The sequence below is a fragment of the Coprococcus ammoniilyticus genome (genome assembly GCF_025567345.1).
GTDB lineage: Bacteria > Bacillota > Clostridia > Lachnospirales > Lachnospiraceae > Coprococcus > Coprococcus ammoniilyticus.
The window spans coordinates 50,494-75,056 of the sequence record NZ_JAOQJS010000005.1; the positions used below are offsets into that span (position 1 = coordinate 50,494).

General features: G+C 43.9%; 21 protein-coding genes. 2 read left to right on the top strand and 19 right to left on the bottom strand.

The window, feature by feature from the left end:
- Positions 1-37: 37 nt before the first annotated feature.
- The 18 genes from OCV60_RS08540 to OCV60_RS08625 form a co-directional block, all read right to left on the bottom strand.
- Positions 38-703, bottom strand: coding sequence for a V-type ATP synthase subunit D (locus OCV60_RS08540; protein ID WP_021944903.1), 666 nt, complete (start codon positions 701-703; stop codon positions 38-40).
- A 206-nt stretch (positions 704-909) separates the two neighbouring features.
- Complete coding sequence (locus OCV60_RS08545; protein WP_008402614.1) at positions 910-2,280, bottom strand: V-type ATP synthase subunit B; 1,371 nt, start codon at positions 2,278-2,280, stop codon at positions 910-912.
- 4 nt (positions 2,281-2,284) lie between these two features.
- On the bottom strand, positions 2,285-4,048 hold the full coding sequence (locus tag OCV60_RS08550) for a V-type ATP synthase subunit A (RefSeq protein WP_021944904.1): 1,764 nt from the start codon (positions 4,046-4,048) through the stop codon (positions 2,285-2,287).
- Positions 4,049-4,069: 21 nt separating this feature from the next.
- Positions 4,070-4,390 (bottom strand): V-type ATP synthase subunit F, encoded by a 321-nt coding sequence (locus tag OCV60_RS08555; protein ID WP_021944905.1) that lies wholly within the window; start codon positions 4,388-4,390, stop codon positions 4,070-4,072.
- Positions 4,383-5,354, bottom strand: coding sequence for a V0D/AC39 family V-type ATPase subunit (locus OCV60_RS08560; RefSeq protein ID WP_021944906.1), 972 nt, complete (start codon positions 5,352-5,354; stop codon positions 4,383-4,385). Before OCV60_RS08560 ends, OCV60_RS08555 begins: the two co-directional genes overlap by 8 nt.
- Before the next feature lie 13 nt (positions 5,355-5,367).
- On the bottom strand, positions 5,368-5,961 hold the full coding sequence (locus OCV60_RS08565) for a V-type ATP synthase subunit E (protein ID WP_021944907.1): 594 nt from the start codon (positions 5,959-5,961) through the stop codon (positions 5,368-5,370).
- A 51-nt stretch (positions 5,962-6,012) separates the two neighbouring features.
- A complete protein-coding gene (locus OCV60_RS08570) occupies positions 6,013-6,486 on the bottom strand; it encodes a V-type ATP synthase subunit K (protein WP_008402619.1) in 474 nt (157 codons plus the stop codon).
- A 5-nt stretch (positions 6,487-6,491) separates the two neighbouring features.
- Positions 6,492-8,540 carry a V-type ATP synthase subunit I gene (locus OCV60_RS08575; RefSeq protein ID WP_262530032.1) on the bottom strand — a complete coding sequence of 683 codons (2,049 nt, stop codon included), beginning with the start codon at positions 8,538-8,540 and terminating at the stop codon, positions 6,492-6,494.
- A gap of 38 nt (positions 8,541-8,578) precedes the next feature.
- Complete coding sequence (locus tag OCV60_RS08580; RefSeq protein WP_173788489.1) at positions 8,579-8,887, bottom strand: hypothetical protein; 309 nt, start codon at positions 8,885-8,887, stop codon at positions 8,579-8,581.
- Positions 8,888-9,735: 848 nt separating this feature from the next.
- Entirely contained in the window at positions 9,736-10,164 is a 429-nt protein-coding gene (gene rpiB, locus OCV60_RS08585; protein WP_021944910.1) for a ribose 5-phosphate isomerase B, read from the bottom strand.
- 162 nt (positions 10,165-10,326) lie between these two features.
- Positions 10,327-11,370 carry an L-threonylcarbamoyladenylate synthase gene (locus OCV60_RS08590; RefSeq protein ID WP_173788488.1) on the bottom strand — a complete coding sequence of 348 codons (1,044 nt, stop codon included), beginning with the start codon at positions 11,368-11,370 and terminating at the stop codon, positions 10,327-10,329.
- Positions 11,371-11,809: 439 nt separating this feature from the next.
- Positions 11,810-13,312, bottom strand: a complete 1,503-nt coding sequence (locus OCV60_RS08595) for a sodium:solute symporter family transporter (RefSeq protein ID WP_021944912.1) — start codon at positions 13,310-13,312, stop codon at positions 11,810-11,812.
- A 2-nt stretch (positions 13,313-13,314) separates the two neighbouring features.
- Positions 13,315-13,659, bottom strand: a complete 345-nt coding sequence (locus tag OCV60_RS08600) for a YhdT family protein (RefSeq protein ID WP_008402630.1) — start codon at positions 13,657-13,659, stop codon at positions 13,315-13,317.
- A gap of 111 nt (positions 13,660-13,770) precedes the next feature.
- On the bottom strand, positions 13,771-15,099 hold the full coding sequence (locus tag OCV60_RS08605) for a lanthionine synthetase LanC family protein (RefSeq protein ID WP_262530033.1): 1,329 nt from the start codon (positions 15,097-15,099) through the stop codon (positions 13,771-13,773).
- 84 nt (positions 15,100-15,183) lie between these two features.
- Positions 15,184-16,173: a PLP-dependent cysteine synthase family protein gene (locus OCV60_RS08610; RefSeq protein WP_262530034.1), complete on the bottom strand. Its 990-nt coding sequence runs from the start codon at positions 16,171-16,173 to the stop codon at positions 15,184-15,186.
- Positions 16,174-16,538: 365 nt separating this feature from the next.
- Positions 16,539-17,723, bottom strand: coding sequence for a MalY/PatB family protein (locus tag OCV60_RS08615; RefSeq protein WP_262530035.1), 1,185 nt, complete (start codon positions 17,721-17,723; stop codon positions 16,539-16,541).
- A gap of 107 nt (positions 17,724-17,830) precedes the next feature.
- Entirely contained in the window at positions 17,831-18,985 is a 1,155-nt protein-coding gene (locus tag OCV60_RS08620) for a trans-sulfuration enzyme family protein (RefSeq protein WP_262530036.1), read from the bottom strand.
- Between the two features lie 193 nt (positions 18,986-19,178).
- Positions 19,179-20,105, bottom strand: a complete 927-nt coding sequence (locus OCV60_RS08625) for a LysR family transcriptional regulator (RefSeq protein WP_008402635.1) — start codon at positions 20,103-20,105, stop codon at positions 19,179-19,181.
- Positions 20,106-20,625: 520 nt separating this feature from the next.
- Here OCV60_RS08625 and OCV60_RS08630 point away from each other — a divergent pair.
- Complete coding sequence (locus OCV60_RS08630; RefSeq protein WP_021944917.1) at positions 20,626-23,241, top strand: cation-translocating P-type ATPase; 2,616 nt, start codon at positions 20,626-20,628, stop codon at positions 23,239-23,241.
- An 87-nt stretch (positions 23,242-23,328) separates the two neighbouring features.
- Here the strand turns inward: OCV60_RS08630 and OCV60_RS08635 are convergent, their stop codons facing one another.
- Positions 23,329-23,790 carry an NUDIX hydrolase gene (locus tag OCV60_RS08635; RefSeq protein WP_117785708.1) on the bottom strand — a complete coding sequence of 154 codons (462 nt, stop codon included), beginning with the start codon at positions 23,788-23,790 and terminating at the stop codon, positions 23,329-23,331.
- A 250-nt stretch (positions 23,791-24,040) separates the two neighbouring features.
- On the opposite strand from OCV60_RS08635, the gene OCV60_RS08640 reads away from it, so the two are divergent.
- Complete coding sequence (locus OCV60_RS08640) at positions 24,041-24,487, top strand: GatB/YqeY domain-containing protein (RefSeq protein ID WP_021944919.1); 447 nt, start codon at positions 24,041-24,043, stop codon at positions 24,485-24,487.
- Positions 24,488-24,563: the final 76 nt, after the last annotated feature.

Sequence of the window (24,563 nt, forward strand, 5' to 3'; positions counted from 1 at the left end):
AACAATGTATAATATCAGGAGTTTTCGTCCGTCTGCATCACTCAAATTGATGCTCTTTATAGTGATGGGCTTCCTCCAGCATCATATCCTTGACCTTCATGAGTCGCACCTGCGTGCTTCGCTCATTCTCATCAAGCTTCATACTGATATATCGGATGCCCTCCTTTGTCTCAGGAATAATAACATGCTCCAGTGCATTTACACGCCGTCTGGTCTTCTCAATCTCCGATGCCAGAAGCTGACAGGATTTTTCGATTTCTGCCAGTTTCAGCATATCCGGGAGGATGTCAGCAAGTGATTTTACTGCATCATCCAGATCACCGGAAGTAAATGCAAAACCGTAAGAATAGATATCATTCTCATCTGCACTTTTTGTTGTATATTCAAATACCGGAATATCTACACTCATAACATTTCGATCCTTGCAGGTAAGCTGGACTTCCTGTTTCGGTGCCATCAGTGCCGTATGAAGGATCTGTTCAGACATGCCGGCTTTTGCTATGACAAAATTCGTATTGGCGGCTTTGATACCGGCCTCAACCTTCTCACGAAGTGCCATATTCTCTCTTGCCATATCAAGGAACTGCCGCATCAGCTCATCTCGTTTATCTTTTAACAGCTTATGGCCTCTGGTTGCCGTAACAAGCTTCTTCTTTAAACGGGTCAGTTCCATTCTGGTAGGATTTACCTGTGTAGCTGCCATTTTTGCCTCCTTATAAAGGGTTTATAGACTGTGAAGCGCTCCACCTCGCCTGTCGGCTCGTAGCGCTCTTCCGTTTATTAACTCGAAGCGCTCCACCTCGCCTGTCGGCTCGGTGGGTTCTGTCGAACCATGCTCGCATCCTTGCAAATCGTCTGTTATGAGCAAGCTCAAGCATCCCATTTGCAAGTCTACTCACGCGCTTCTCGTTACTTTCCATAATACATATCTAACCACTTGTCATCGATACGTTTCAGTTCTGCACGAGGCAGGATCGATAACAGCTTCCAGCCGATGTTTAATGTTTCTTCGATACTTCTGTCTGTCTCATAACCCTGAGATACATATTCCTTTTCAAATGCTTCTGCAAACTTTGCATATAAAATATCGATATCCGACAATGCAGATTCACCAAGGATCGTCATAAGTTCCTTTGCATCCTTACCACGGGAATATGCAGCAAATAACTGGTTCATGGTGCTGGAATGATCTCCTCTTGTCTTTCCTTCACCGGTACCCTTATCCTTCAGACGTGACAGAGATGGAAGTACATCGATTGGTGGTGTTACACCCTTTCTGTAAAGCTCACGGCTTAAGATGATCTGTCCCTCTGTGATATATCCTGTTAAGTCAGGGATTGGATGTGTCTTATCATCCTCAGGCATGGTAAGGATTGGGATCATTGTGATACTACCATTCTTGCCACGCTGTCTTCCTGCTCTTTCATATAATGTTGCAAGGTCTGTATACATGTATCCGGGATATCCACGACGACCCGGAACCTCTTTTCGGGCTGCGGATACTTCTCGTAATGCATCTGCATAGTTTGTGATATCCGTCAGGATAACCAGTACATGCATGTTCTTTTCAAATGCAAGATATTCCGCAGCGGTCAGTGCCATACGAGGTGTAGCGATACGCTCAACCGCAGGGTCATTTGCAAGGTTGATAAACAGTACGGTTCTGTCGATCGCGCCTGTCTCCTTGAAGCTCTCCGTGAAGAAGTTTGCTTCTTCGAAGGTGATACCCATAGCAGCAAATACTACGGCGAATGGTTCATCTGTTCCACGCACCTTAGCCTGTCTTGCGATCTGGGCTGCTAACTTCGAATGTGGAAGTCCCGATGCTGAGAAGATCGGCAGCTTCTGTCCTCTTACCAGTGTATTTAATCCATCAATAGCAGAGATACCTGTCTGGATAAATTCCGACGGATAATTTCTTGCTGCCGGATTCATTGGCAGACCGTTGATATCTCTTCTCTCCTCCGGAAGGATATCCGGTCCTTTATCGATTGGTCTTCCCAGTCCGTCAAATACACGGCCAAGCATATCTTCTGATACGCCAAGTTCCATACTTCGTCCAAGGAATCTTACTTTGCTGTTTGAAAGGTTGATACCTGTTGAATTCTCAAATAACTGTACCAGTGCATCTTCACCATTGATCTCAAGAACCTTGCATCTTCTGACTTCGCCACTTGCAAGCTCGATTTCACCAAGTTCATCATAGGTAACATTTTCTACACCATGTACCAACATCAGAGGTCCTGCAACTTCCTGTATGGTTCTATATTCTTTTGGCATATGCTTAGTCCTCCTTTGCTATGGCTGCTTCCAGTTCCTGATGAAGTGCCTTTATGATCTTGTCATATTCTGCTTCCACATCTTCCGGATGTGTATATTTGAAACGTCCGATCTTCTCACGAACCTCCATATTCAGAATATTCTTTATAGTTGCACCACGCTTCAAGGCTTCTGATGATTCCTCATAGAATGCCAGCACAAGTTCCATCATGCGGAACTGCTTATCCAGTGGTGTGTAAGTGTCGATCTCATGAAATGAGTTCTGATGCAGGAAGTCCTCACGGATGGATCTGGCTGCTTCCATCTTCAGACGGTCGCCTGCAGATAAGGCATCCATACCAACCATCTTAACGATCTCATCCAGCTCTGCTTCTTCCTGTAATAATGTCATAAGCTTCTGACGGTCTTCCATCCAATGCTCGTTGACATTTTCCTCAAACCATTTTCCCATGTTATCTACATACAGCGAATAACTGGTCAGCCAGTTGATCGCCGGGAAATGTCTCTTATAAGCCAGTGCAGAATCCAGTCCCCAGAATACCTTAACGATACGGAGGGTTGCCTGCGATACCGGCTCTGAAATATCACCACCGGGAGGTGATACGGCTCCGATTACGGATAAGGCTCCGGTTCTTCCTTCCGAACCAAGTGTCTTAACCATACCGGCACGCTCATAGAACTGTGCCAGACGGCTTCCTAGATATGCAGGATAACCTTCCTCACCGGGCATCTCCTGTAAACGTCCTGACATTTCTCGAAGTGCTTCTGCCCATCTGGAAGTAGAGTCAGCCATCAGCGCAACGGAATATCCCATATCACGGAAATATTCTGCGATCGTAATACCGGTGTAAATAGAAGCCTCTCTGGCTGCAACCGGCATATCCGATGTATTTGCGATCAGAACGGTTCTCTCCATCAGGGAGTATCCTGTCTTCGGATCCTTCAGTTCCGGAAACTCGTTTAATACGTCTGTCATCTCGTTTCCACGTTCACCACATCCGATGTATACAACGATATCGGCTTCTGCCCATTTTGCAAGCTGATGCTGGATAACGGTCTTTCCACTACCGAATGGTCCGGGAACTGCTGCTACACCACCCTTTGCGATCGGGAAGAATGCATCGACAACTCGCTGTCCTGTGATAAGCGGCATAACCGGCGGAATCTTCTCTGCATAAGGACGACCCTTACGAACCGGCCATTTCTGCATCAGTGTCAGTTCCTTATCACCCTTTGCTGTCTCGATCACACATACAGTTTCTTCTACTGTGAAATCTCCGCTCTTGATCTCTTTTACAGTTCCTTCTATACCATATGGAACCATGATCTTCTGAGTTACGACAACTGTCTCCTGTACGGTTCCGATCACATCTCCGGTCTCTACCTTGTCCCCTGCCTTAACGCATGGAACAAATGGCCATTTGATATCTCTCTTTAATGATGGAACTTCAACGCCTCGCTGCAAATTATTTCCACAGATTTTCATGATATCATCCAGAGGTCTCTGGATACCATCATAGATACTGCTGATCAGTCCGGGTCCAAGTTCTACGGACAGCGGCATTCCGGTTGACTCTACCGGTGCACCCGGTCCAAGTCCTGATGTCTCTTCGTAAACCTGAACAGATGCCTGATCTCCATGCATCTCTATGATCTCGCCGATCAGTCGGCTCTCACTTACTCTGACAACGTCATACATATTCGCGTCACGCATTCCCTCTGCGATAACAAGAGGTCCTGCAACTTTTTTTATCTTACCTGTTGCCACGTTTTCTGGTCACGCTCCTTCCTAGTTTCCACTGAACAGAATGTCCGAACCGACTGCCTGTTCTACGGATTTCTTTACTCCATTTATACCTGCAGATGTATTACCGGAAACTCCTGGGATCAGGATGATCGCCGGAAGCATCTGCGTCTTATATCTCTCTATCTCTTTCTTGATCTGCTCTGCCATGCTCTCTGTTACATAGATAACGGCATATCCACTTTCTGCCAGTCTTCTGAGCTGTGTACTGCCCTGTTCTGCATCGGATACCGGGAAGGTCTCAAGTCCCAGAGTCGCAAAGCCATAGATGCTGTCATATTCACCTAATACTGCAATTCTATACATACATTTCCCTTACCCTTTCCCTGATTGCATCATCCGGCAGATGATTTAACTTTCCGGTCAGGATGATCCTGACTGTCTTGATCTCATTCTGCCTTGCAAGTACATAAGCAACAAGTGGTCCGATCGTAAATGAATTATATTTCTGCGGCCGGATCGCCTCTATGATCCGGTTATCGCACCAGCGTTCAAATGCGGATGAACTGTCTGATAATGCCGCAGCTCCACCGGAATACGGTGTTTCTTCCAGATATTTGATCACATCCGGCATACCGGAAAGTGCTGCCCGCATCAGCCGTTCCACATTGAGCGTCTGACATTCCTCCATCGCACGTCTCATAAAATCCAGTCCTTTTTCTGTCTTTACAGAACGGACTGCGATCTTGATATTTGCAACTGCCACAACTGTCTCTGCATATTCTTTTAATAATGCATCTCCATTCTTCTCCGCTGCCGCAAGCATTGCCCGCATGGCTGCCCGGTCAATGATAACATCACACATCTGACCATCTCCGGTATGCACCAGACACTCATATGCCTCTAATGCGCATTCCCGCATAGATTCCGGCAATGACCGGAAATCTTTATCTTTAATGATCTCGACTAATGCTTCACCCGAAACAGATGCATTGTCATAAAATATATTTGCCTGAACTTCTCCGTCTACAACGGTTTTGATCGCTGCCTTCAAATTATGGAAACTATCCTGGATCAACAATACGTCAAATACTGTCTGATCGGATACCATCTCCTTGACCAGTGTCCATGTTTTTTCCAGTTCCCTGTTCAAAATGGTCTCTGCATCCTGCACTCCGGCTTCTGTATCACCCCAGCCTTTTTCACCTAAGAACTGAAGGCAGTCCGCATATGTTTTCTGGGCAATCAACTGCTCAATCACAGCCTGTGAAAACAGGGACATCTCAAGTGCCCGGATCCTGGCAACAGCATATATATATTTGTCTGCCATTTTTCTACCTCCCTTATGTGAATAACAGGGAATTTAATTTGTCTGCCATTTCTTCTTTCTGCGCATGGAACATGGCAGCTAATGAACAATTCTCCTCGATACCGCCATAGATCAGGATAAATCCTCCGTCTATATCACTGGCTTTATCTGCGAGCGTCAAATCTCCTCCATGTGCTTTTGCTATCTCTGATACCCGTTTTGCAAATCCTGCCGGAAGCCGCTCCATATCTTTGGCTGAGAAGCTGATCTGTCCACTCTTCGGCTGTACTGCATTTCCGATCATACGCTCCATCATATGGAAATATCTGTCAACTTCCATATCGATCATTCCGTTATAGGCTTTACCTATCACTTCATTGATGATCTCCTGCTTTGCCTTTAAGACTGTCTGGCGTTTCTTCAGGTCAGCAGAGGATTTTGCCCTTGCCATTCCGTCCGCTTTTACATGGCTGACCTTTTCAGCCGAACCCGCCTTGATCTTATCTGCTTCCACCTTTGCATCTTCTATAATCTGATCTGCCTTTTTCTGTGCATCTTCAAGGATCATATCGGATTGAGTGTTTGCTTCTTCCAGAATCTGTTCAACGATCTTCTCTAATCCTGTCATACAAATCCTCCTGTACTACTTGTTCAATCATGTTTCAAATCTGTGCCTGTTTTATACCGGTACACCGTTAATTGCAAGAATTGATACGAGCAGAGCAAGGATCGCATATGTCTCTACCATTGCAGGGAAAAGCATTGCTTTACCGAACTGATCCGGCTTCTTTGCTACGATACCAACTGCTGATACAGCGGTTTTGCCCTGATGCATAGCGGATACAAGGCCAACTAATGCGATTGGAAGACATGCTGCAAGGATCAGTAATCCGGTCGCTGTTGAAAGTTCTGCAGGAGCACCATTTAAAATACCGATCTTTGATAAAGCGATGAATCCTACCAGCAGTCCATAGATACCCTGTGTACCGGGAAGAAGCTGGATGATAAGAACCTTCGCGAATTTGCTTGGATCTTCACTTACTACACCTGATGCAGCCTGACCTGCGATACCTACACCGTAAGCAGATCCCATACCTGCCAAAATAACTGCTAATGCAGCTCCTGTTAAAGCTAAAACTGTACCCATTGTCATATTGATTATTCCTCCTTAATTTCCGGTTTACAGGTTTTCATGCCTGCATTCCCTATATCTACATATTTTGTATTTTCTTTAAATGGATGGAACGCTTCTCCGCCACCCTCATAAAACTTACCAAAGAATTCTACATACTGAAGTCGGCATGTATGGACATAAGCACCTAACATATTGATCGCAAGGTTAAATGTATGTCCGATGATGAATACCAGAATGAATACGATCGCGCCCAATATTCCATCTCCTACCATACTTCCCATCTGATTGATAACCTGTGCGATAACACCGGTTGCAAGTCCCAGTGCAAGCAGTCTGGAATAAGATAACAGATCAGACAGCCAGCCTGTGATATTGTAAATATCATACAAACCAAGTGCCAGTCGGAGCACCGGATTCTTATGACTTCTGCCGGACATCACAACGATGATCGCTGCACCTAAGATCGTAATGACATAGCTGAAGGTCTTAAGTCCATCTGAAAAATGGAAGCTTACCTGTGCGATCGATGCAAATAAACTGGTTGGCATCAGCATCAGTACCAGACCGATGATGAGCAGATACCAGGATATAACATCTGAGAAGAAGCCTACAAAATCTTTCTTCTTTAAACACATATAACCTTTTAACGCCAGACCGCCGAACAGATGGATCAATCCAAATAACAGGGAGAAGATCAGCATCTTCATCGGATTGTCAAGCGGTGCAAACCATACCGGTGCGATCGTGATCTCATGATGGAAGAAGGTTCGTGATACGACTGCTACCACATCTCCAAAATATCCTCCAAACAAGATACCCCATATCAATGTCGATATACCGCAATATTCAAATAATGTCAGTGACTTCTTCATGCCATCTCCCATCTTCGGGAACTTCCGAAGCAGGATAAAACATGCAAGGAATATAATAAGTCCATATGCCGCATCCGATAACATCAATCCGAAAAAGAATACATAGAATAAACTCATCGGTGTCGTCGGATCCATCTCGCCTCTGGCAGGAAGTCCATAGGATTCCAGGATTCCTTCTGCCGATGCAAATGGCATCTTATTACTTAACTGTACCGGTGCCGGTTCATCCTCAGGTATCTCGCCGGTCTCCACCATCAGCACGAAATTCTGATTCAGTTCTTCTTTTACCTTTTCCTCATCCCGTTCCAGCACATAACCGGTTATGATAAATGTACTGTTCGACTGAAGCAAGGTTCCAAGCACCTGATATTTCTCAGTTCTGATCTTGTAATAATCGGATAAGGTCTTAAGTGCCTGCCTGTTTTCTGCAAATCCGGCAATCTGTTTTTTCAGATCCTCGATCTCATCCTCATACCCCTCTATCGTGAGTCGGTATTTCTTGATCTTATTCTCCGGTGTCCGTTTTGAAAAATACGACATCCGGGTAAATCCTTCTGCCCTTAAGGCTTCCTCCAGTCTTTCCGTCTCTGTTTTCAAACATACCACAAATATACATGTCTGATCTTTATCAGAAGATATCACCGTGATCTCATGAGCTGATAACTCCGGCTGCCTTTTTGCAACCAGGTCTTCTATCATATTCTCTGTAAGACCAGGTCCTAAGCTTCCCATGATCACATCTGTATGTTCGGTTCCGGTCGTATTGATCGGAACATCCATATTGATCCATGGTTTCAGTCCATCGATCGCAAGCTGACATTTTGCAATCTCTGCTTTGCAGTTTCCAATCTTCTTATCCTTTTCCCGGATCTTCTGCACGATCATATTATAATCATGCCGATTCTCAACAATATCTTTATATACAGAATCGTCTACATCAGCTTTGCCTGCAAGTGCCTGCAGCATCGATGTCTTTTCCGGTGCATATCTGCCAAGGATCTCTAAAGCTTCGTCGGTATTCTGGACTCGTTTTTCATATTTGGAACGCTGACTGGTTGTGTTGATCTTCTTAAATACATCCGTCTCATCCCCACCGGCCCGGATCTCCAAAGCTCCCATGGACTGGAGTTTCTCCAATATGGCTTTTCTGTCTTTCTTCATGGCGCATATGTCAATCTTTTTTATAGCCAATACCGCCATAATGATTACCTCCCTTCTGCATCCTGATATTCAAGCATTTACAATAGCTGCTTGATCACAAGCTCTACGGCTTCACCCTCTCGCTCGGATGCACGTTTTTTTAAGGAAGCAATCTCGTCGGATGCTTCTTTCAAAGCTTCTTCTGCAAGATCAGTTTCCAGTTTCTTCTGGTCGACCGCGATAGCCGCCAGATCTGTTTTAGAACCTGCATTTGCATCTACGATCATCGCATTTGCCTTTTCCTTTGCTTCCGCCTGAATTGCTTCTGCTTTTTTACCGGCTTCTTTTACGATCTCGGCTGCCTCTGCTTCTGCATCTTCTAATGTCTTCATGGCTTCCTGTAGCATAATTTCTCCCTCCGTAATTATTAATCTCGGCATGAAATGCCGCTCTGTTAATATTTTATTATGTTAGTGTGCTCTTTTCAAGCAATATTTATTTTCTTTTATAGATTTTTCATCAAAAGGTCATGAAATTTTACCGGTTTTTAAGGCATTTTTGACAAACAATACAAACTGTCAAATTTAGTTTAACCATTTTTCACGTCATTTTGCACAATTTTAAGGTAAAAATACAAAGACCGGATGAGGGCATCTATATCTTTATTTCGCAGAACACTCTTGCTCTGTTTTACACGTAGCGGTTCTAAGCTCACTGCTTACGCAGTTCACTAAGTACCGACGTGTAAAAATGTCTGCTACATAAAATATAGATGCCCTCATCCGGTCTTTTGTATTTTTATTCTACCACATTACCAGTATCAACTCGCCTGTCGGCTCAAACAAGCACTCACATTTGCTGGTATATGCAGTTCATATCGAAATCCTCGATAATGTCTTCTGACTGCGGTCTTATTATATGGTTGTTGTTATTTTACATACATTAAATATCAATGCAAAAAACATCATCTATCAGGGCAGGATATATATACCTTTATTTCGCAGAACACTTTCGTTCTGTTTCACACGTAACGGTTCTAAGCTCACTGCTTACACAGTTCACTAAGTACCGACGTGTGAAAAGGTCTGCTACATAAAGTATATACATTCCACCCTGATAGATGATGTTTTTCTTACTACTTATAATCTTCTATAAATTACATATTCCTTATCCGCAAATGTTCCAGTGCCAACTCGCCTGTCGGCTCAAACAAGCACTCACAATTGCTGGTATATGCAGTTTATAGTATTTTTCTTTACTCTTCAATCATCTTGATTCTTCTGATATGACGTTCGTCATTTGAGAATGGTGTGTCAAGGAAGGTGTCAACGATCTTGAGTGCCAGTCCCGGTCCGGTTACACGGGCACCCATTGCAAGGATATTTGCATCGTTGTGCTCTCTTGTTGCCTGTGCACTGAAGCAATCACCACAGAGTGCTGCACGGATTCCCGGTACTTTATTTGCTGTAATGGAGATTCCAATTCCTGTTCCGCAGATCAGAATTCCTCGCTCACATTCTCCGTCTGCTACTGCATGTGCAACTTTCTTTGCATATACCGGATAATCAACGGATTCCTCGCTGTAGCATCCGTAATTCTTGTATTCCAGTCCTCTTTCTTCCAGATGCTTGATCACATCCTGCATTAATCCGTATCCACCGTGGTCACATCCAAGTGCTATCATATTCTTTGTCCTGCCTTTCTTGTTTTCAAAATCTTTTCGGGTGGTTGTCACCCAACCCGTTTTTTCTATGTTAACTTTTTTCATTATATCGTGAGCATAGCTCACTCAATGCATTCCGCAAAATCAGCATCCTTGCGAGCAAATAATTTTGCGCTCATTACATCACACCGATATGATTCTATGTCCTGCCGCCTTGATCAGCCGGTTCATGATCGCATATCCCATATCACCTTCCCGGAAGGATTCACTGTAAATATAGTCTGCACCGATATCATCACACAGCCGAAGCAGCCGGTACAGGGATGAAGATACTGTAATCTCATTCTTCTTGCTTCCTGCATCAAGGACATTTTCACAGGAATATAAATCCGTATTTTCTGTATCACACAGAACTGCCGTCTTATATCCCTCTGCCTGCTTACAAGCAACCAACTCTGCAATCTTTGCGGCAACCTTTTCCCGCTCACCCTCTACGATCGTGAGTTTTCCCTTCGGTGCATAATGTGTGTATTTCATACCCGGGGCTTTTGGTCTGACCTTCATATCCACGCTTTCCAGTGCCGGATCGATCATGACATCTCCTAAGATATTCTTAATCATATCCGCTGAGATATAACCCGGACGTAAAATTGTCGGACGATCGCCTGTCACATCTACGATCGTGGACTCAATTCCGATTCCAACCGGTCCGCCATCTAAGATCATATCGATCCTGCCGGACAGATCTTCCTCTACATGTGCTGCTGTTGTCGGTGATGGTCTTCCGGACAGATTTGCACTCGGTGCTGCAATATACACGCCTGAATCTTTGATCAGCTTCATAGCTGCCGGATGTGATGGCATACGGATCGCTACCGTTTCCAAACCGCCGGTTGTCTCATGCGGTACAATGTCTTTCTTTTTGAAAATGATCGTCAGCGGCCCCGGCCAGAACGCTTCCATCAGCATCTGTGCCTGTGTGGATACCTCTGCCGCCAACTCCCATACACTTGCCGTATCAGCAATATGTACGATCAACGGATTATCCGATGGTCTTCCCTTGGCACTGTAAATTTTTTCGGATGCCTTTGGATTTAACGCATCTCCACCTAGTCCATATACGGTTTCTGTTGGAAATGCAACCAGTCCACCACTTTTTAATATATCCGAAGCCTTCCGGAATAATTCTTCGTTTTCCAAATCAGCTTTCGCTACTATGGTTTTCATTTTAATTACCAGCCTTACCTGTATAGTCAGGCACATCGCCTGCCAGTCTCATTTTAGCCTTATCCCCTCACAGTGTCAACCTGTGAAAAAGAGCTTCCCGAATCATGGGTATAATCTCTATATTCTCACACTTATACCCTCTATTATATGCTACCATTGGGTATCGCACCTGTTTTTTCGTCTTCATACCAAATTTATTTAGCTTCGTCGGGTATTTTCCCCCAACATTCTTCCTAATACCCGCATCAGACTTGTCCTTGTGGGTATCGTACACTTATTTTCCATTCCATACCCTCATCTAACCAGACACCTCGGGTATCATACTTACTCATCCACTACCATACCCAGAAATCAAGCATCATCAAGCGATAAATCACATATACAAACGCAAATATAGCCTGTCTGGCTGTAGACTAGACAGGCTATATATATCTTAACTTTATTCGGCAACTGAAGCTTCCGCCGGATACTCCTTGCCAAACCATGTGGCGATCACGCGGTATGGGCACTTCGGTGTTGCAAGGCTGACAACCACCATGATGATCGTGGAGATCAGACAGGCAACGATACAGGAATTGAAACCAAGTGAGATTGGCAGAACGCCCATATCGATCAGGAGATATAAGCCAATACCACTGATGATACCTGCGATCGCGCCATACTCATTTGCCCGCTTCCAGAACAGTCCGAGAAGCAAAGTATGAAGAAATGCTACTGTCATACCACCGGTAGCATAAGTAATCAATGAAGCCAGAAGTTCCGGTGGATCACATGCAAATAAGAATACGACAAGAGCAACAACGATAACACTGATAACATTTAACTTCTTTAATGTCTCCTGCTTTGCATCTTTATTGAACAGGTCCTTGTACAGATCACTGACGATCGTTCCTGCAAGAGATACGATCATTCCACCAACAGATGACTGAACCGCACCACATACACCGGCGAGAACCAGACCTGCTGCCCATGCAGGCATTACACTTACTGCAAGTGTCGGAATACCAAGGTCAGGAGTTGCAAGGCTTCCTTCCGGGAACATATATTTGATCGTGAAGCACAGACCATTTAAGCCAATGAGCCAGATTGCAACTACAACCGCACCAACCTTGATCGCACGATGCAGAGTCTGTGTATCCTTATAAGTAAGCGTTGTCATTGTTACATGAGGCATTGTACAGGTTGTGATACCCCATAAGAATGCAAACGAAAGAACCGTCTTTACACTTGCAGGTACGAACCAGTCCGGATTACTCTTAACTAATGACTGGATCGTCTCTGTATAGCTGGGATCTGTTCCGTTGATGCCCATAATAAATAAGATAATAACGGAAACTGTCATGATAATTCCCTGAAAAACGATCGCAGATGCGATACCTTTAATACCACCTGTGATAGCTGCGATGATAACAAGTACAGTGAAAATAGCAAGTCCGATACGATAATCCTGACCGGTTAAGATCTGGAAAATTCTTCCGCCGCCGGTAATTGTGGATACGGCAAATGCTCCAAGGAAGAACAGGATAACCAGTCCGCAGAGCGCACCAACAATCTTGCTGTTGTTATATCTGTGCATCAGAAGTTCAACAAATGTCTTGGAATCCGTTCTTCTGGCTACGATACCGACACGCTTACCGATCAGTCCAAGTACCATGAAGTTCGTGCACATGGACCAGAAACAGCATACCATCCAGGTCGCACCAAATGTATATGTATAACCCGGTACACCCATGAATACTCCGGCACCGGCAACACCGGCAGATACCATCATGGCAGTTACAAGCACACCACCGCTTCTACCGCCGGTATAGAATTTGCTCAGGTAATCACCTTTTCCATTTGCCATTGCTTTTCTGGTAACAAGACTGTATACCAACTGGAAAATCGTATATGCGGCAAATACAGTAATGATTATAATTCTCTGATTTGTAAATAAGTTCATCTCTATTTGCCCTCCTTATGTTTTCTTTCTTTTAATTTTCCGTTTGGAGTAACATCCATGTCACGATATACAAATGTTACAACCAGAATAACCGCTACTACCATTGCGATCAAAATAATGATCTCATTAAAAATCCACTGTGGAAATCCAAGAATGTATTTGTACTTTGATACATCCTTACCGCCCACCAGATACAGGTTGGCGATCATCAGCACCATAAATACCAGATAGGTTCCAAGCGTGATCCAGAATTCCTTTGTTGTCTGGGTGAAACGCTCATCCGGCTCTATTGATTTCAAATCATAATCCCTGCTGTCAGGATCAATGTTGTTATTTATCTGACTCATCTTATGTGTCTCCTCTCAACGTAAGTTTTTGAATAATTATGAAACGAAAAAATCATTCACCGAGTAAAATAATCACTGTTATTTACGCATATAAAATCTTCAATCGTTTTATCATAGTTTGTTCTTCTCCGGAAATGGATCGTCCAGCATTCTTGTCGCATGGAACTGACCCTTTTCTGCAGAAACAAGCTGCATCAATACAGCTCCGATACCTGCTGCACCATCGAATAAACCGATCGGTGTACTTAATACATCCGGTGCGACACGGTCAAGTGCAAATCTCCATGCACACTCTCTTCCTTCCGTACCGTCTGTGATCGTTGCTCCGTCTGTGATGACCTTACCGCACCTCTTTGCCTGTTCCAGATAAGTCTCATCACCAAATGCAGCCCACAGACCCAGATACATATTTAACAGGCCCGCAGTTCCGCAGCAGATATTGTAAGTATTCCAGTATCCTTCCGTCCGAACCTCAGGTGCGCCTGTATCAATTACACCCTGTGTCAGCATATCGATATACCGCTTATACCGGTCTTCTCCTGTCATCTCATATAATTTATAGAAGAAACGATTTGTTCCCGCCGGGCCATGACAATAGCCAAGATAGAACAGATCCTTACGATCCGGCAAACCATGTGGGATCAGGCTTCCTGCCTTCATCTTAACCGCCTGTGCGATCATGAAATCCGCGATTCCCTTTGTCGCATCCAAGAACTTCTGATCACCGGATGCTTCGTACAGATTCAGCAGTACAAATCCGATTCCTCCGGTTCCCATCGGGAAGTTCGGATCGATATAATCTTCTTTTGCTCCGAAGTAGACAGGATCTACACCCGGATACCAACAGGTTCCGTTTCCAGCATCATGACGCTGCCCGAGGAAATTCTCTCCTGCTTTTGCAGCAAATGCTGTCCAGTCCTCTCTGCCAAATGTTTTTGCTGCATATAAGAAGAACAGAACCGTTCCGGCATCTCCTACGATACCCGGAAATGAAGTCCAGCTATAACCTTTGCCGTTTTTTCCGGGCTTTGCATCTGCCTTTGCAGACTCAATAATATCTGCCACAAATGTTTTATATTTCTCATTTCCGGTTGCCTTATAGAGCTGTATCATGGCAAAGCCTGCTCCGCTCCATCCACTGGAAAATGCGTATTTTGAAAAGTTTCTTTTCAGATCCCGGTCATGATCAAAACGATAACGGATATATGTGGCTGCTTCTTCTGCCTCCTGCAGATAGCTCACATCATTCGTCGCCTGATATAATCCAAGAAGAAATACGATGATTCCGGACGCCCCGGCATACATACAGATTTCATCATAATAAATGGATCTTCCTTCTGCCGCATCCTGCAAAGACCAGTAGATACCTTCCGGTCCCTGTTTCTTCCGGCTGTTTATGAAATTCATGGTTTCTTTCGCATATGTAAGATAGTCTGCCATGTTGTCTCCTTCCTGTTCTATGTTTTATATTATGTATATATGTTCTTGACCTTACCAAACAGAGGACGCTCCCGCTCGTTTCTTTTATTCCCCTGCATACATCTTGGTTGACAGATATTTGAATGCGTTGTCAGCCATGATGATTGCAATATTCTTTCCTGATGCTTCCGGGCGCTCAGCTATGATTGTTGCTGCCTTTAAGGCTGCTGCCGCTGACTGTCCGAGGAATACGCCATCACTCTTTACCAGTCTTCTTCCTGTCTCATATGCATCTTCTGCTACAATATCCAGACATTCATCATATGGGATCTGCTCCGGATTGAAGAATACCGGAACACTCTGTGCCGGAACATCGTTAAATGCAAGTACGCCGTCGATCGTATTTGCTTCCGGATGATTGACATTCTTTCTGGACTGTACTGCCGGCTGTGCGCCGATGATCTTGATACCAGGATTTTTCTCTCTGAAATATCTGGACAGACCAGCCAGTGTTCCACCGGTTCCGACCAGTGCTACCACATAATCAACATTTCCGTCTGTATCCTCCCAGATCTCAGGACCCGTTGTACGGTAATGCGCTTCCGGGTTATCAGGATTTGTTCCTTGATCAATATAGAAGTAACCATGCTCATCTGCATATTTGTTCATGATAACTGTAAGCTTTGCCATGCTTAAACCACCGTTCTGCAGCATCTCCATGAAGCCCGGTACATCGGCTGCCTGAAGCAGCTCTACGCCATATGCCTTTAAGATCAATGTACGTTCTACCGATACTCCTGGCTGAATGACTACTACATATTTATACCCTCTGGAATTTGCAAATGCTGCTGTTGCAATTCCTGTATTTCCACTTGTAAAATCAAGGATCGTTCCGCCCGGCTTCAGTTTACCTGATTTCTCTGCCTCTAAGATCATGTTAAGAGCTGCACGGTCCTTTACGCTTCCTGATGGATTGAAATACTCCAGCTTACCAAGGAGGTGGGCGTTCAGCCCTAACTCTTTTTCATAATTTACGAATTCTACCAATGGGGTATGTCCTACAAGTTCTGTAATTGATGAATGAATATTTGCCATTTTTCTATTTCTCCCTTTTCCTATCTGGTTAGTATGTTTTGTTATCGTTATAAAACCCGGAAGCATCAACCTCCGGGTAAATGTCTGTTTGCAAGTCACCATCCAACTCTGGATAAATGATTTTCTCATCCGGCACATCTTATAGCGTTTCTTTATCATAGTATTAAAGTAGGTTTTGTATGTTATGTGCCTATTATAGTGACAGTTCCATAATTTGTCAACCAGTCAAAATATTTTAACTGGTTATAACCACAGCTTATAACCGAACCAATCTGTAACTCTTATAACAGTTACACCGGCTAACGCTATTACATTGCGATTCACACCTTTGATGTTTTCTGCAAAGCCATCATACTTGCCTGTGGTTATGCTGTGATCACTGCTTTCAGACGGTCAAGCGCCTCCTTGATCGTTGCTCTCGGACATGCCACATTGATACGTTCAAATCCTTCGCCTACCTGCCCAAAGATCGCACCGCTGTCAAGCCACAACTTTGCCTGATTAACGATCAGGTTCTCCCGTTCCTTCTCTGTCATTCCGAGTGCCCTGAAATCCAGCCACAGCAGATAAGTTCCTTCCGGCTCGATCAGCTTGATCTGTGGAAGTTCCTTTTTCAGGTAATCACGCACAAATGCGATATTACTCTCTACATATCTCATCATTGCCTGATACCATGTCTCGCCATGAGTATACGCTGCTTCACAGGCGGTAAGTCCCATTGCATTTAACTGGCTGTAGCCCGCCGCATCCACCTGCTTACGAAATGCTGCGCGCAGAGTTCCATTTGGAATAAAAATATTCGACACCTGAAGTCCTGCCAGATTGAAGGTCTTTGCAGGAGAAGTACAGGTAACGGAGTTCTGTTCGAATTCTTTCTTGATCGTCGCAAATACCGTGTGCTGGTGGTCTCCGAAAACAAAATCCTCATGTATCTCATCACTTACAACCGTAACGCCATGCTTGATACAGATATCACCCATCTTCGTAAGCTCCTCTGCCGTCCATACACGACTGACCGGATTATGCGGACTGCACAACAGGAACAGCACAACATGATTGTCAACGATCTGTTTCTCAAAATCATCAAAATCGATGTGATATTTTCCATCATCCCCAAGTACCAGATCATTGCTCACAAGCTTCCGGTTATTGTCACGGATCACTTCTGAAAACGGATAATAGACCGGCTGCTGGATCAGAACGGCATCCCCTGCCTTGGAATATGCTTTGACCGCCATCGCCAGTGCAAATACAACACCCGGTGTCTTTGTCAGCCAGCTTCGTTCCACCTTCCAGTCATGGTGAGCTTCCATCCATTTGCTGACCGCCTCGAAATAACTCTCTCCGCTCTCCGTATAGCCAAAAATTCCATGCTGTACACGCTCTGTCAACGCATCCAGCACCAGACTCGACGTCTTAAAATCCATATCTGCAACCCAGAGAGGAAGTACATCCGCAGGCTTTCCTCTCCGCTCTGCAAAGTCAAATTTCAAACAGTCTGTATTTCTTCTATCTATTACTTCATCAAAATTCAGGTTTTTTTCTTCCATAATTATCCTCCCGTTATGTCTCAGATCCTATGCTGTAAATATATTTCCATATCAAAATATTTTTCAGGCAAATTACTTTTTCATCATTATTCATATATTACACTGTTTTATTCCCCAAAAGAATCAATTGCCTGTTTCAGATCCGCGATCAGATCCTTCTTATCTTCGATTCCTGCCGACAGACGCAGAACACTGTCTGTAATACCGTTCTTTATACGGATTTCCTCCGGTACATCCGCATGAGTCTGTGTCGTCGGATATGTGATCAAGGTCTCTACGCCGCCGAGACTTTCTGCAAATGGGATCAGCTTTAGGGATTCCAGTATATGGAGTGCCAGCGCCTTGCTCTCCACTTCAAATGTCAACATGCTTCCAAATCCACTCGCCTGGCTCTTACAAACCTCATAATTATTTGTTCCCGGTATTCCCGGATAATAGACATTCTTTACTTTCTTCTCCTGCAACAGGAATTCCACGATCGCCTGTGCATTTTCCTGTGCCTTCTCCATACGGATTGGCAGTGTCTTGATGCCACGAAGCACCAGCCAGCTGTCAAATGGCGCAAGTCCCGCACCTGTCGTCTTTATAATATATCGTAATTTCTCCGAAAGCTCCGGTGTATTTACCACGATGAATCCGGCCAGCGTATCGTTATGTCCGCTTAAGAACTTTGTTCCGCTGTGCAGGATGATATCGGCTCCCAGTTCAAATGGCCGCTGGAAATACGGTGACAGAAATGTATTATCCACGATCAGCAGCAGATTATGTTTCTTTGCAAGTTCCGCCGTCTTGCGGATATCAATAACATTCATCATTGGATTAGTCGGTGTCTCGATATAGATTGCTTTTGTATTTTCTTTGATGTAGTTTTCCGGATCTTCCTCTGCAAAATTGATCCGGCTGAACTCAATACCATTTTTCTGATTAATATGATCAAATAAACGGATACTTCCGCCATACAGATCTGCTTCCGAAATGATATGGTCGCCCGGTTTGAAGATCTCCATCAATGTTGTAATAGCTGCCATGCCGGAAGAAAAAGCGAGAGCATCCAGTCCTCCTTCTAATGATGCAACGATCTTCTCCAACTGTTCTCTGGTTGGATTCTGGAGTCTGCTGTAATCATACCCCGTACTCTGTCCAACTGCCGGATGTGCATACGTTGCTGTCTGATAGATAGGAAAGCTGATCGCTCCCGTTCTGTCGCCTTCAAATTTTTCATGATTTCCATATATACATTTTGTAGCAATTCCTGTATCCATAATAACCGTCATCCTTTCCTGCTGTTTTTTATAGAGATTTATACCATAGTATATCAGTAGGAATAAGATTTCGGTAGTATGTATTTCTGTGAGCTGGTTATAAATACAGCTTATAGCCAACTTGTTGCTTAATTATCATCTTAACTCACTCCTTGCAGGCTCAGACTTCATAACAAAGGAAACGGCTGAGCATTTACTCAGCCGTCTTCTTTACATTTTCCTGTGTTCCGTATTGGGTCAGTATCTCGATATAGCGTCTGCCAAGGGTACTCAGCCGCATGCCTTTTCGTTTGATATAGCCGATCGTCATTTTCTCCTCCGTGTCAAGCGGAATTGCGCGGTAAGCACTGCCGTTTAATTCTTCACAGATAATACCGGAGCACAAGGTATATCCGTTCATACCAACCATCAGATTCAGCATTGTTGCACGGTCATCTGCTTTGATGATCTGCTTGTATTCCAGAGTGCTGAATACTTCTTCTGCATAATAGAACGAATTTCGTTCGCCCTGTTCAAAGGAAAGACAAGGATAATCTTTTAATTCTTCAAATGCGATCTTCTCTTTTCCTGCCAGTGGATGCTCGTTGCTCAGATACACGAATACATCACAGTCAAATAATTCCGTAAATTCCAGTCCGTTTTCTGAGAAGATCTTCTGCAAAGCCTTTCGGTTAAACTCATTTAAATATAAGATTCCAAGCTCACTCCGGTAGTCTCTTACAAACTCGATCACTTCATTTGTCCGTGTCTCATGCACAGCCAGTTCGAAATCATCCAGCCTGATCTCCTTTGCAAGCTCGATAAAGGCTTCTACCGCAAATGAATAGTGCTGCATGGATACACTGAATTTATTCTTTTTCTTTTCGTTATTTATGTATCGATCTTCGATCATCTGATTCAGTTCTACCATCTGTCTGGCATAGCTTAAAAATTCGTCTCCCTCCGCCGTGATCACGATACCACGATTGGTTCGGATAAATAATTCGATATTCAATTCTTCTTCCAGATCCCGTATCGTACTGGAAAGTGCCGGCTGGGATACATACAATTCTGCTGCCGCCTTATTCATGGATTTGGTATCTGCTATCTTTACAGCATAGACAAGCTGTTGTAATGTCATATCTGCGCCTCCCGGTTGCTTCCTTATATGTTTTCTTTTTATACAGGTACTTTATGCTTTAATATACTGTAAGACCTGTGTCCAAACAATTACGCTCATTGTACCACACCTCTTTTTTATTTTCGATATTTTCTGATCGTTTTTATAAGATTCTGTCAAAGCATAGTTCTTCAAATCGAATTTTCCGGTAAAAAAATGGTTAAAACTTTCTAAAAACGGTTGACTAAGCTTTTCATACATGATAAAAATATATCATTCAAAAAGGGAGTAGTTTCATGCTGTGCATGTGCCGATTCTCGTCAGTACGCCTTAAAAGGCCGGGGATCGGATAACCGATATATACGTTAAAACGAGACTTTTTGTGCATATTTTTTGTGCACAAAAAGTCTCGTTTTTTATTATCAATTACAAAAAACAGCATGTACCAATCAGAATTTTTCCGAAATACAAGCAGTATGTTTAAAAAACTACTATTCATTATCTGTCTCAGGAAAAAAAGCAAAAGAAAGGACATGGTCTTATGAAAGAAATCTATCAACTGAACAAAGAAGAATTATTCCGAACCTGCGGTAATCCGGAAGGACTTACCACTACAGATGCTAAAGAGCGACTTCAAACCTATGGTGAAAATACTCTGGTCGAGCAAAAGAAACAAAGTGTTGCTTCTGTCTTTTTTCACCAGTTTGCCGATCTGCTCGTTATCATCCTGATCGCTGCCGCGATCGTCTCTATGGCATCCGGCAACATCGAAAGTACGATTGTTATATTTGCGGTTATTATCATGAATGCGATCCTTGGTACGATCCAATATGTAAAGGCAGAAAAATCTCTTGATTCCTTAAAAGAATTATCTGCACCAAAAGCGAAAGTATTACGTGACGGAATCAAACAGGAGATTGCATCAAAAGACATCGTACCGGGAGACATCCTGCTCTTAGAAGCCGGTGATATGATCGTCGCTGATGGCCGTATCATCGAAAATTTCTCTTTACAGGTAAATGAAAGTTCTCTGACCGGAGAGTCTACAAATGTGGATAAAGACGACTCTGATATCACCGAGGATGTTGCTCTCGGTGACCGCATCAATATGGTATTCTCCGGCAGTCTTGTTACCTATGGTCGTGCAAATGTTCTCGTTACAGCAACCGGAATGCATACAGAAATGGGTAAGATAGCCACCCTTATGAATAATACAAAATCCAAAGCGACCCCACTTCAGATCAGTCTTGATAATTTCAGTAAAAAACTGGCAACGATCATTATGGTGATCAGCCTGATCGTATTCGGTCTCCGCCTGATGCAGGGCGAGAAAATACTGGATTCTCTGATGTTCGCAGTTGCCCTTGCTGTCGCTGCCATTCCGGAGGCTCTCGGTTCGATCGTTACGATCGTTCAGGCAATGGGTACCAGAAAGATGGCTGCCGATCAGGCGATCATCAAAGATCTGAAAGCAGTCGAAAGTCTGGGCTGTGTCTCTGTTATCTGTTCGGATAAAACAGGTACACTGACCCAGAACAAAATGACAGTTCAGCAGCTTTATACCTGTGATACTCTGTTAAATGCCGACCAACTGGATCTCCATATTCCGGCACATCGTTATTTTCTGTACAACTGTATCTTAAACAACGACAGCAGTATCCGGGATGGCAAGGATATCGGGGATCCGACTGAAACCTGTCTCCTTACGATGGCAAGGAAAACGAAACTATTTGATGTCGGTGTAACAGAAGAAGTTCTGCGTGATCTGATGCCGCGTCTGGAAGAGATTCCATTTGACTCCGAACGGAAACTGATGAGCAGCAAATACCTGTTGCACGGCGTACCTACGCTTCTGACAAAAGGTGCAGTCGATGTTCTTCTTACCCGTATGGATTCAATCATCACAGAGGATGGTATCCGTCCGATTACAGAGAACGACCGCAACAGAATTCTGGAACAAAACATGCAATTTTCCAGACAAGGTTTACGGGTTCTGGCACTTGCCTATAAAGAATGTTCCGATTCGGAAGTTCTGACCGCAGCCTCCGAATATGGTTATACTTTTATCGGACTTGTATCCATGATTGATCCGCCAAGAGAAGAATCCATGGCTGCAGTTGCGGATGCTATCTCCGCCGGAATCAAACCGATCATGATAACCGGAGATCATAAAGTAACGGCAACCGCTATTGCCAGACAGATCGGTATCTTCCACGATGGTGATATGGCCGTAACCGGTCAGGAAGTCGACCGTATGACCGATGACGAACTTACAGATGTCCTTCCAAAGATCTCCGTCTATGCCAGAGTTTCACCGGAAAACAAGATCCGTATCGTTGATGCATGGCAGAAGAAAGGTCACATTGTCGCCATGACCGGTGACGGTGTAAACGATGCTCCCGCATTGAAAAAAGCAGATATCGGTGTCGCTATGGGAATCACCGGAACCGAGGTATCAAAGGATGCCTCAGCTATGATCCTTGCAGATGATAATTTTGCAACGATCATAAAAGCTGTCCTGACAGGAAGAAATGTTTACCGTAATATCATGAATGCCATCCTGTTCCTTTTGTCCGGAAACCTCGCAGCCATTCTGGTAGTTCTCTACTGCTCCATCATGGCGCTTGATACCCCATTCCAGCCGGTTCATCTGCTCTTTATCAATCTGCTGACCGATTCACTTCCGGCACTTGCCATCGGTATGGAACCATCCGATAAGAAATTACTTCGTAACAAACCGCGAGATCCAAAAGCAGGAATCTTCAATAAATCCTTCTCGCTCCAGCTTATTTGCTACGGTGTTCTGATCGGTATTGTTACAACCGTCGCCTTTTATCTGGGTGATTCCGTAAATGCCCTGACTGCCAGCACAATGGCATTTGCCACACTGACGCTTGCAAGATTGTTCCACGGATTTACATGCCGCAGCGAATCCTCTATTATAAAGATCGGTATCCGCTCCAACCTCTGGAGTGTCGCCGCTTTCTTCGCCGGTGTCCTGCTGCTTGGCTTTGTCCTGCTCGCACCATTTATGCATGGCTTATTCATGATTGCCGACCTGACAGTTAAAAATGTATTGAGCATTTTAGGGCTTGCATTTATCCCAACCTTTATTATCCAGATCACACGAATAATAAAAGAAGCTGTTCGTAAATAACTGCAGCGTCAAGACTTATGAAATGGTTGTGTTGTGCCTGCAAAAGTCATGACTTATACAAAGTCGAATGCCGGCTGGCGGTTTCTTTTAATAAAACTCCAGTCGGTGTTCCACCAGCTCATCTCCTTCATAGACCAGCCGCAGAGTGAAGAAACGTTGTTCATCTTCTAATAAAAGTTTTAAAAATATGGCATCTCCTGTCCAGGTCGGAAGAGATGGCACGATGCTTTTATCTACCCATTTCAGTTCTCCTTCATTGCAGGCGGTTAAGCTTCCGGTAAAGCCATCTGCTGTAAACAGACACATCAGCTCCGGCTCACAGACATCACTGATAAATGTGATCAGGCCACGGAACTGATAAGAGGTCAGTGTCAGTCCTGTTTCTTCTTTTACTTCCCGAAGCAGGCAGTCTTCCGGTCCTTCTGTTCCTTCCGCATGTCCGCCGACTCCGATCCATTTATTCTTATTAATATCTTTCTCCTTCTTTGTACGATGAAGCATCAGATATTTTCCGTCTTTCTCTATATAACATAATGTTGTCATTTTCATAGTAAGTGACATAGTCTTTCATCTCCTGTTATTTGCCATATTTACCCATATGCGCTCATTATACCTTCCCCCCGGACAAATGCAACCGATAATTCAAATACAGTTGCCATATTGAAATTATCGCTTTTCCGGTGCTATAATAAGGAGCGACAGGTTGTAAACCTGTCCGATCACAATATGTGAAGCAATTACAAAACATCGACAGTTTTGCAATTACCTATATATAACTTTATACGGAGGTATGAATATAATGAGTAAAATTGATGAAGTCAGAAGCGAAATGATGGCCGCTATGAAGGCACATGATAAAGAGAGAAAGGACGCATTATCCGCACTCCTTACAGCCCTGAAAAATAAATTTATAGACAAACGTGCTGATCTGACAGAGGAAGAAGAAAACGAAGTTGTATTAAGAGAAATCAAGCTCGCAAAGGAAACAATCGATACAACACCTGCTGATCGTACCGATATCATAGATGAATGCAAGGCAAGAATCACCGTATTCGAAGAATTCGCACCAAAGATGATGGATGAAGCAGAGATCACTGCTACGATCAAAGAAGTTCTTGCAGGTCTTGGTATCGATGCTCCAACAGCCAAAGACAAGGGTAAGATCATGAAAGAGCTGATGCCTAAGGTTAAAGGCAAAGCTGACGGAAAACTGGTCAACCAGATCCTTACATCTATGATGGCATAAGCATATCAGTCTATAAAATACCAGAAAAAACTCCATGCCGGACGTCTATATATCTTTATTCCGCAGAACACTTTCG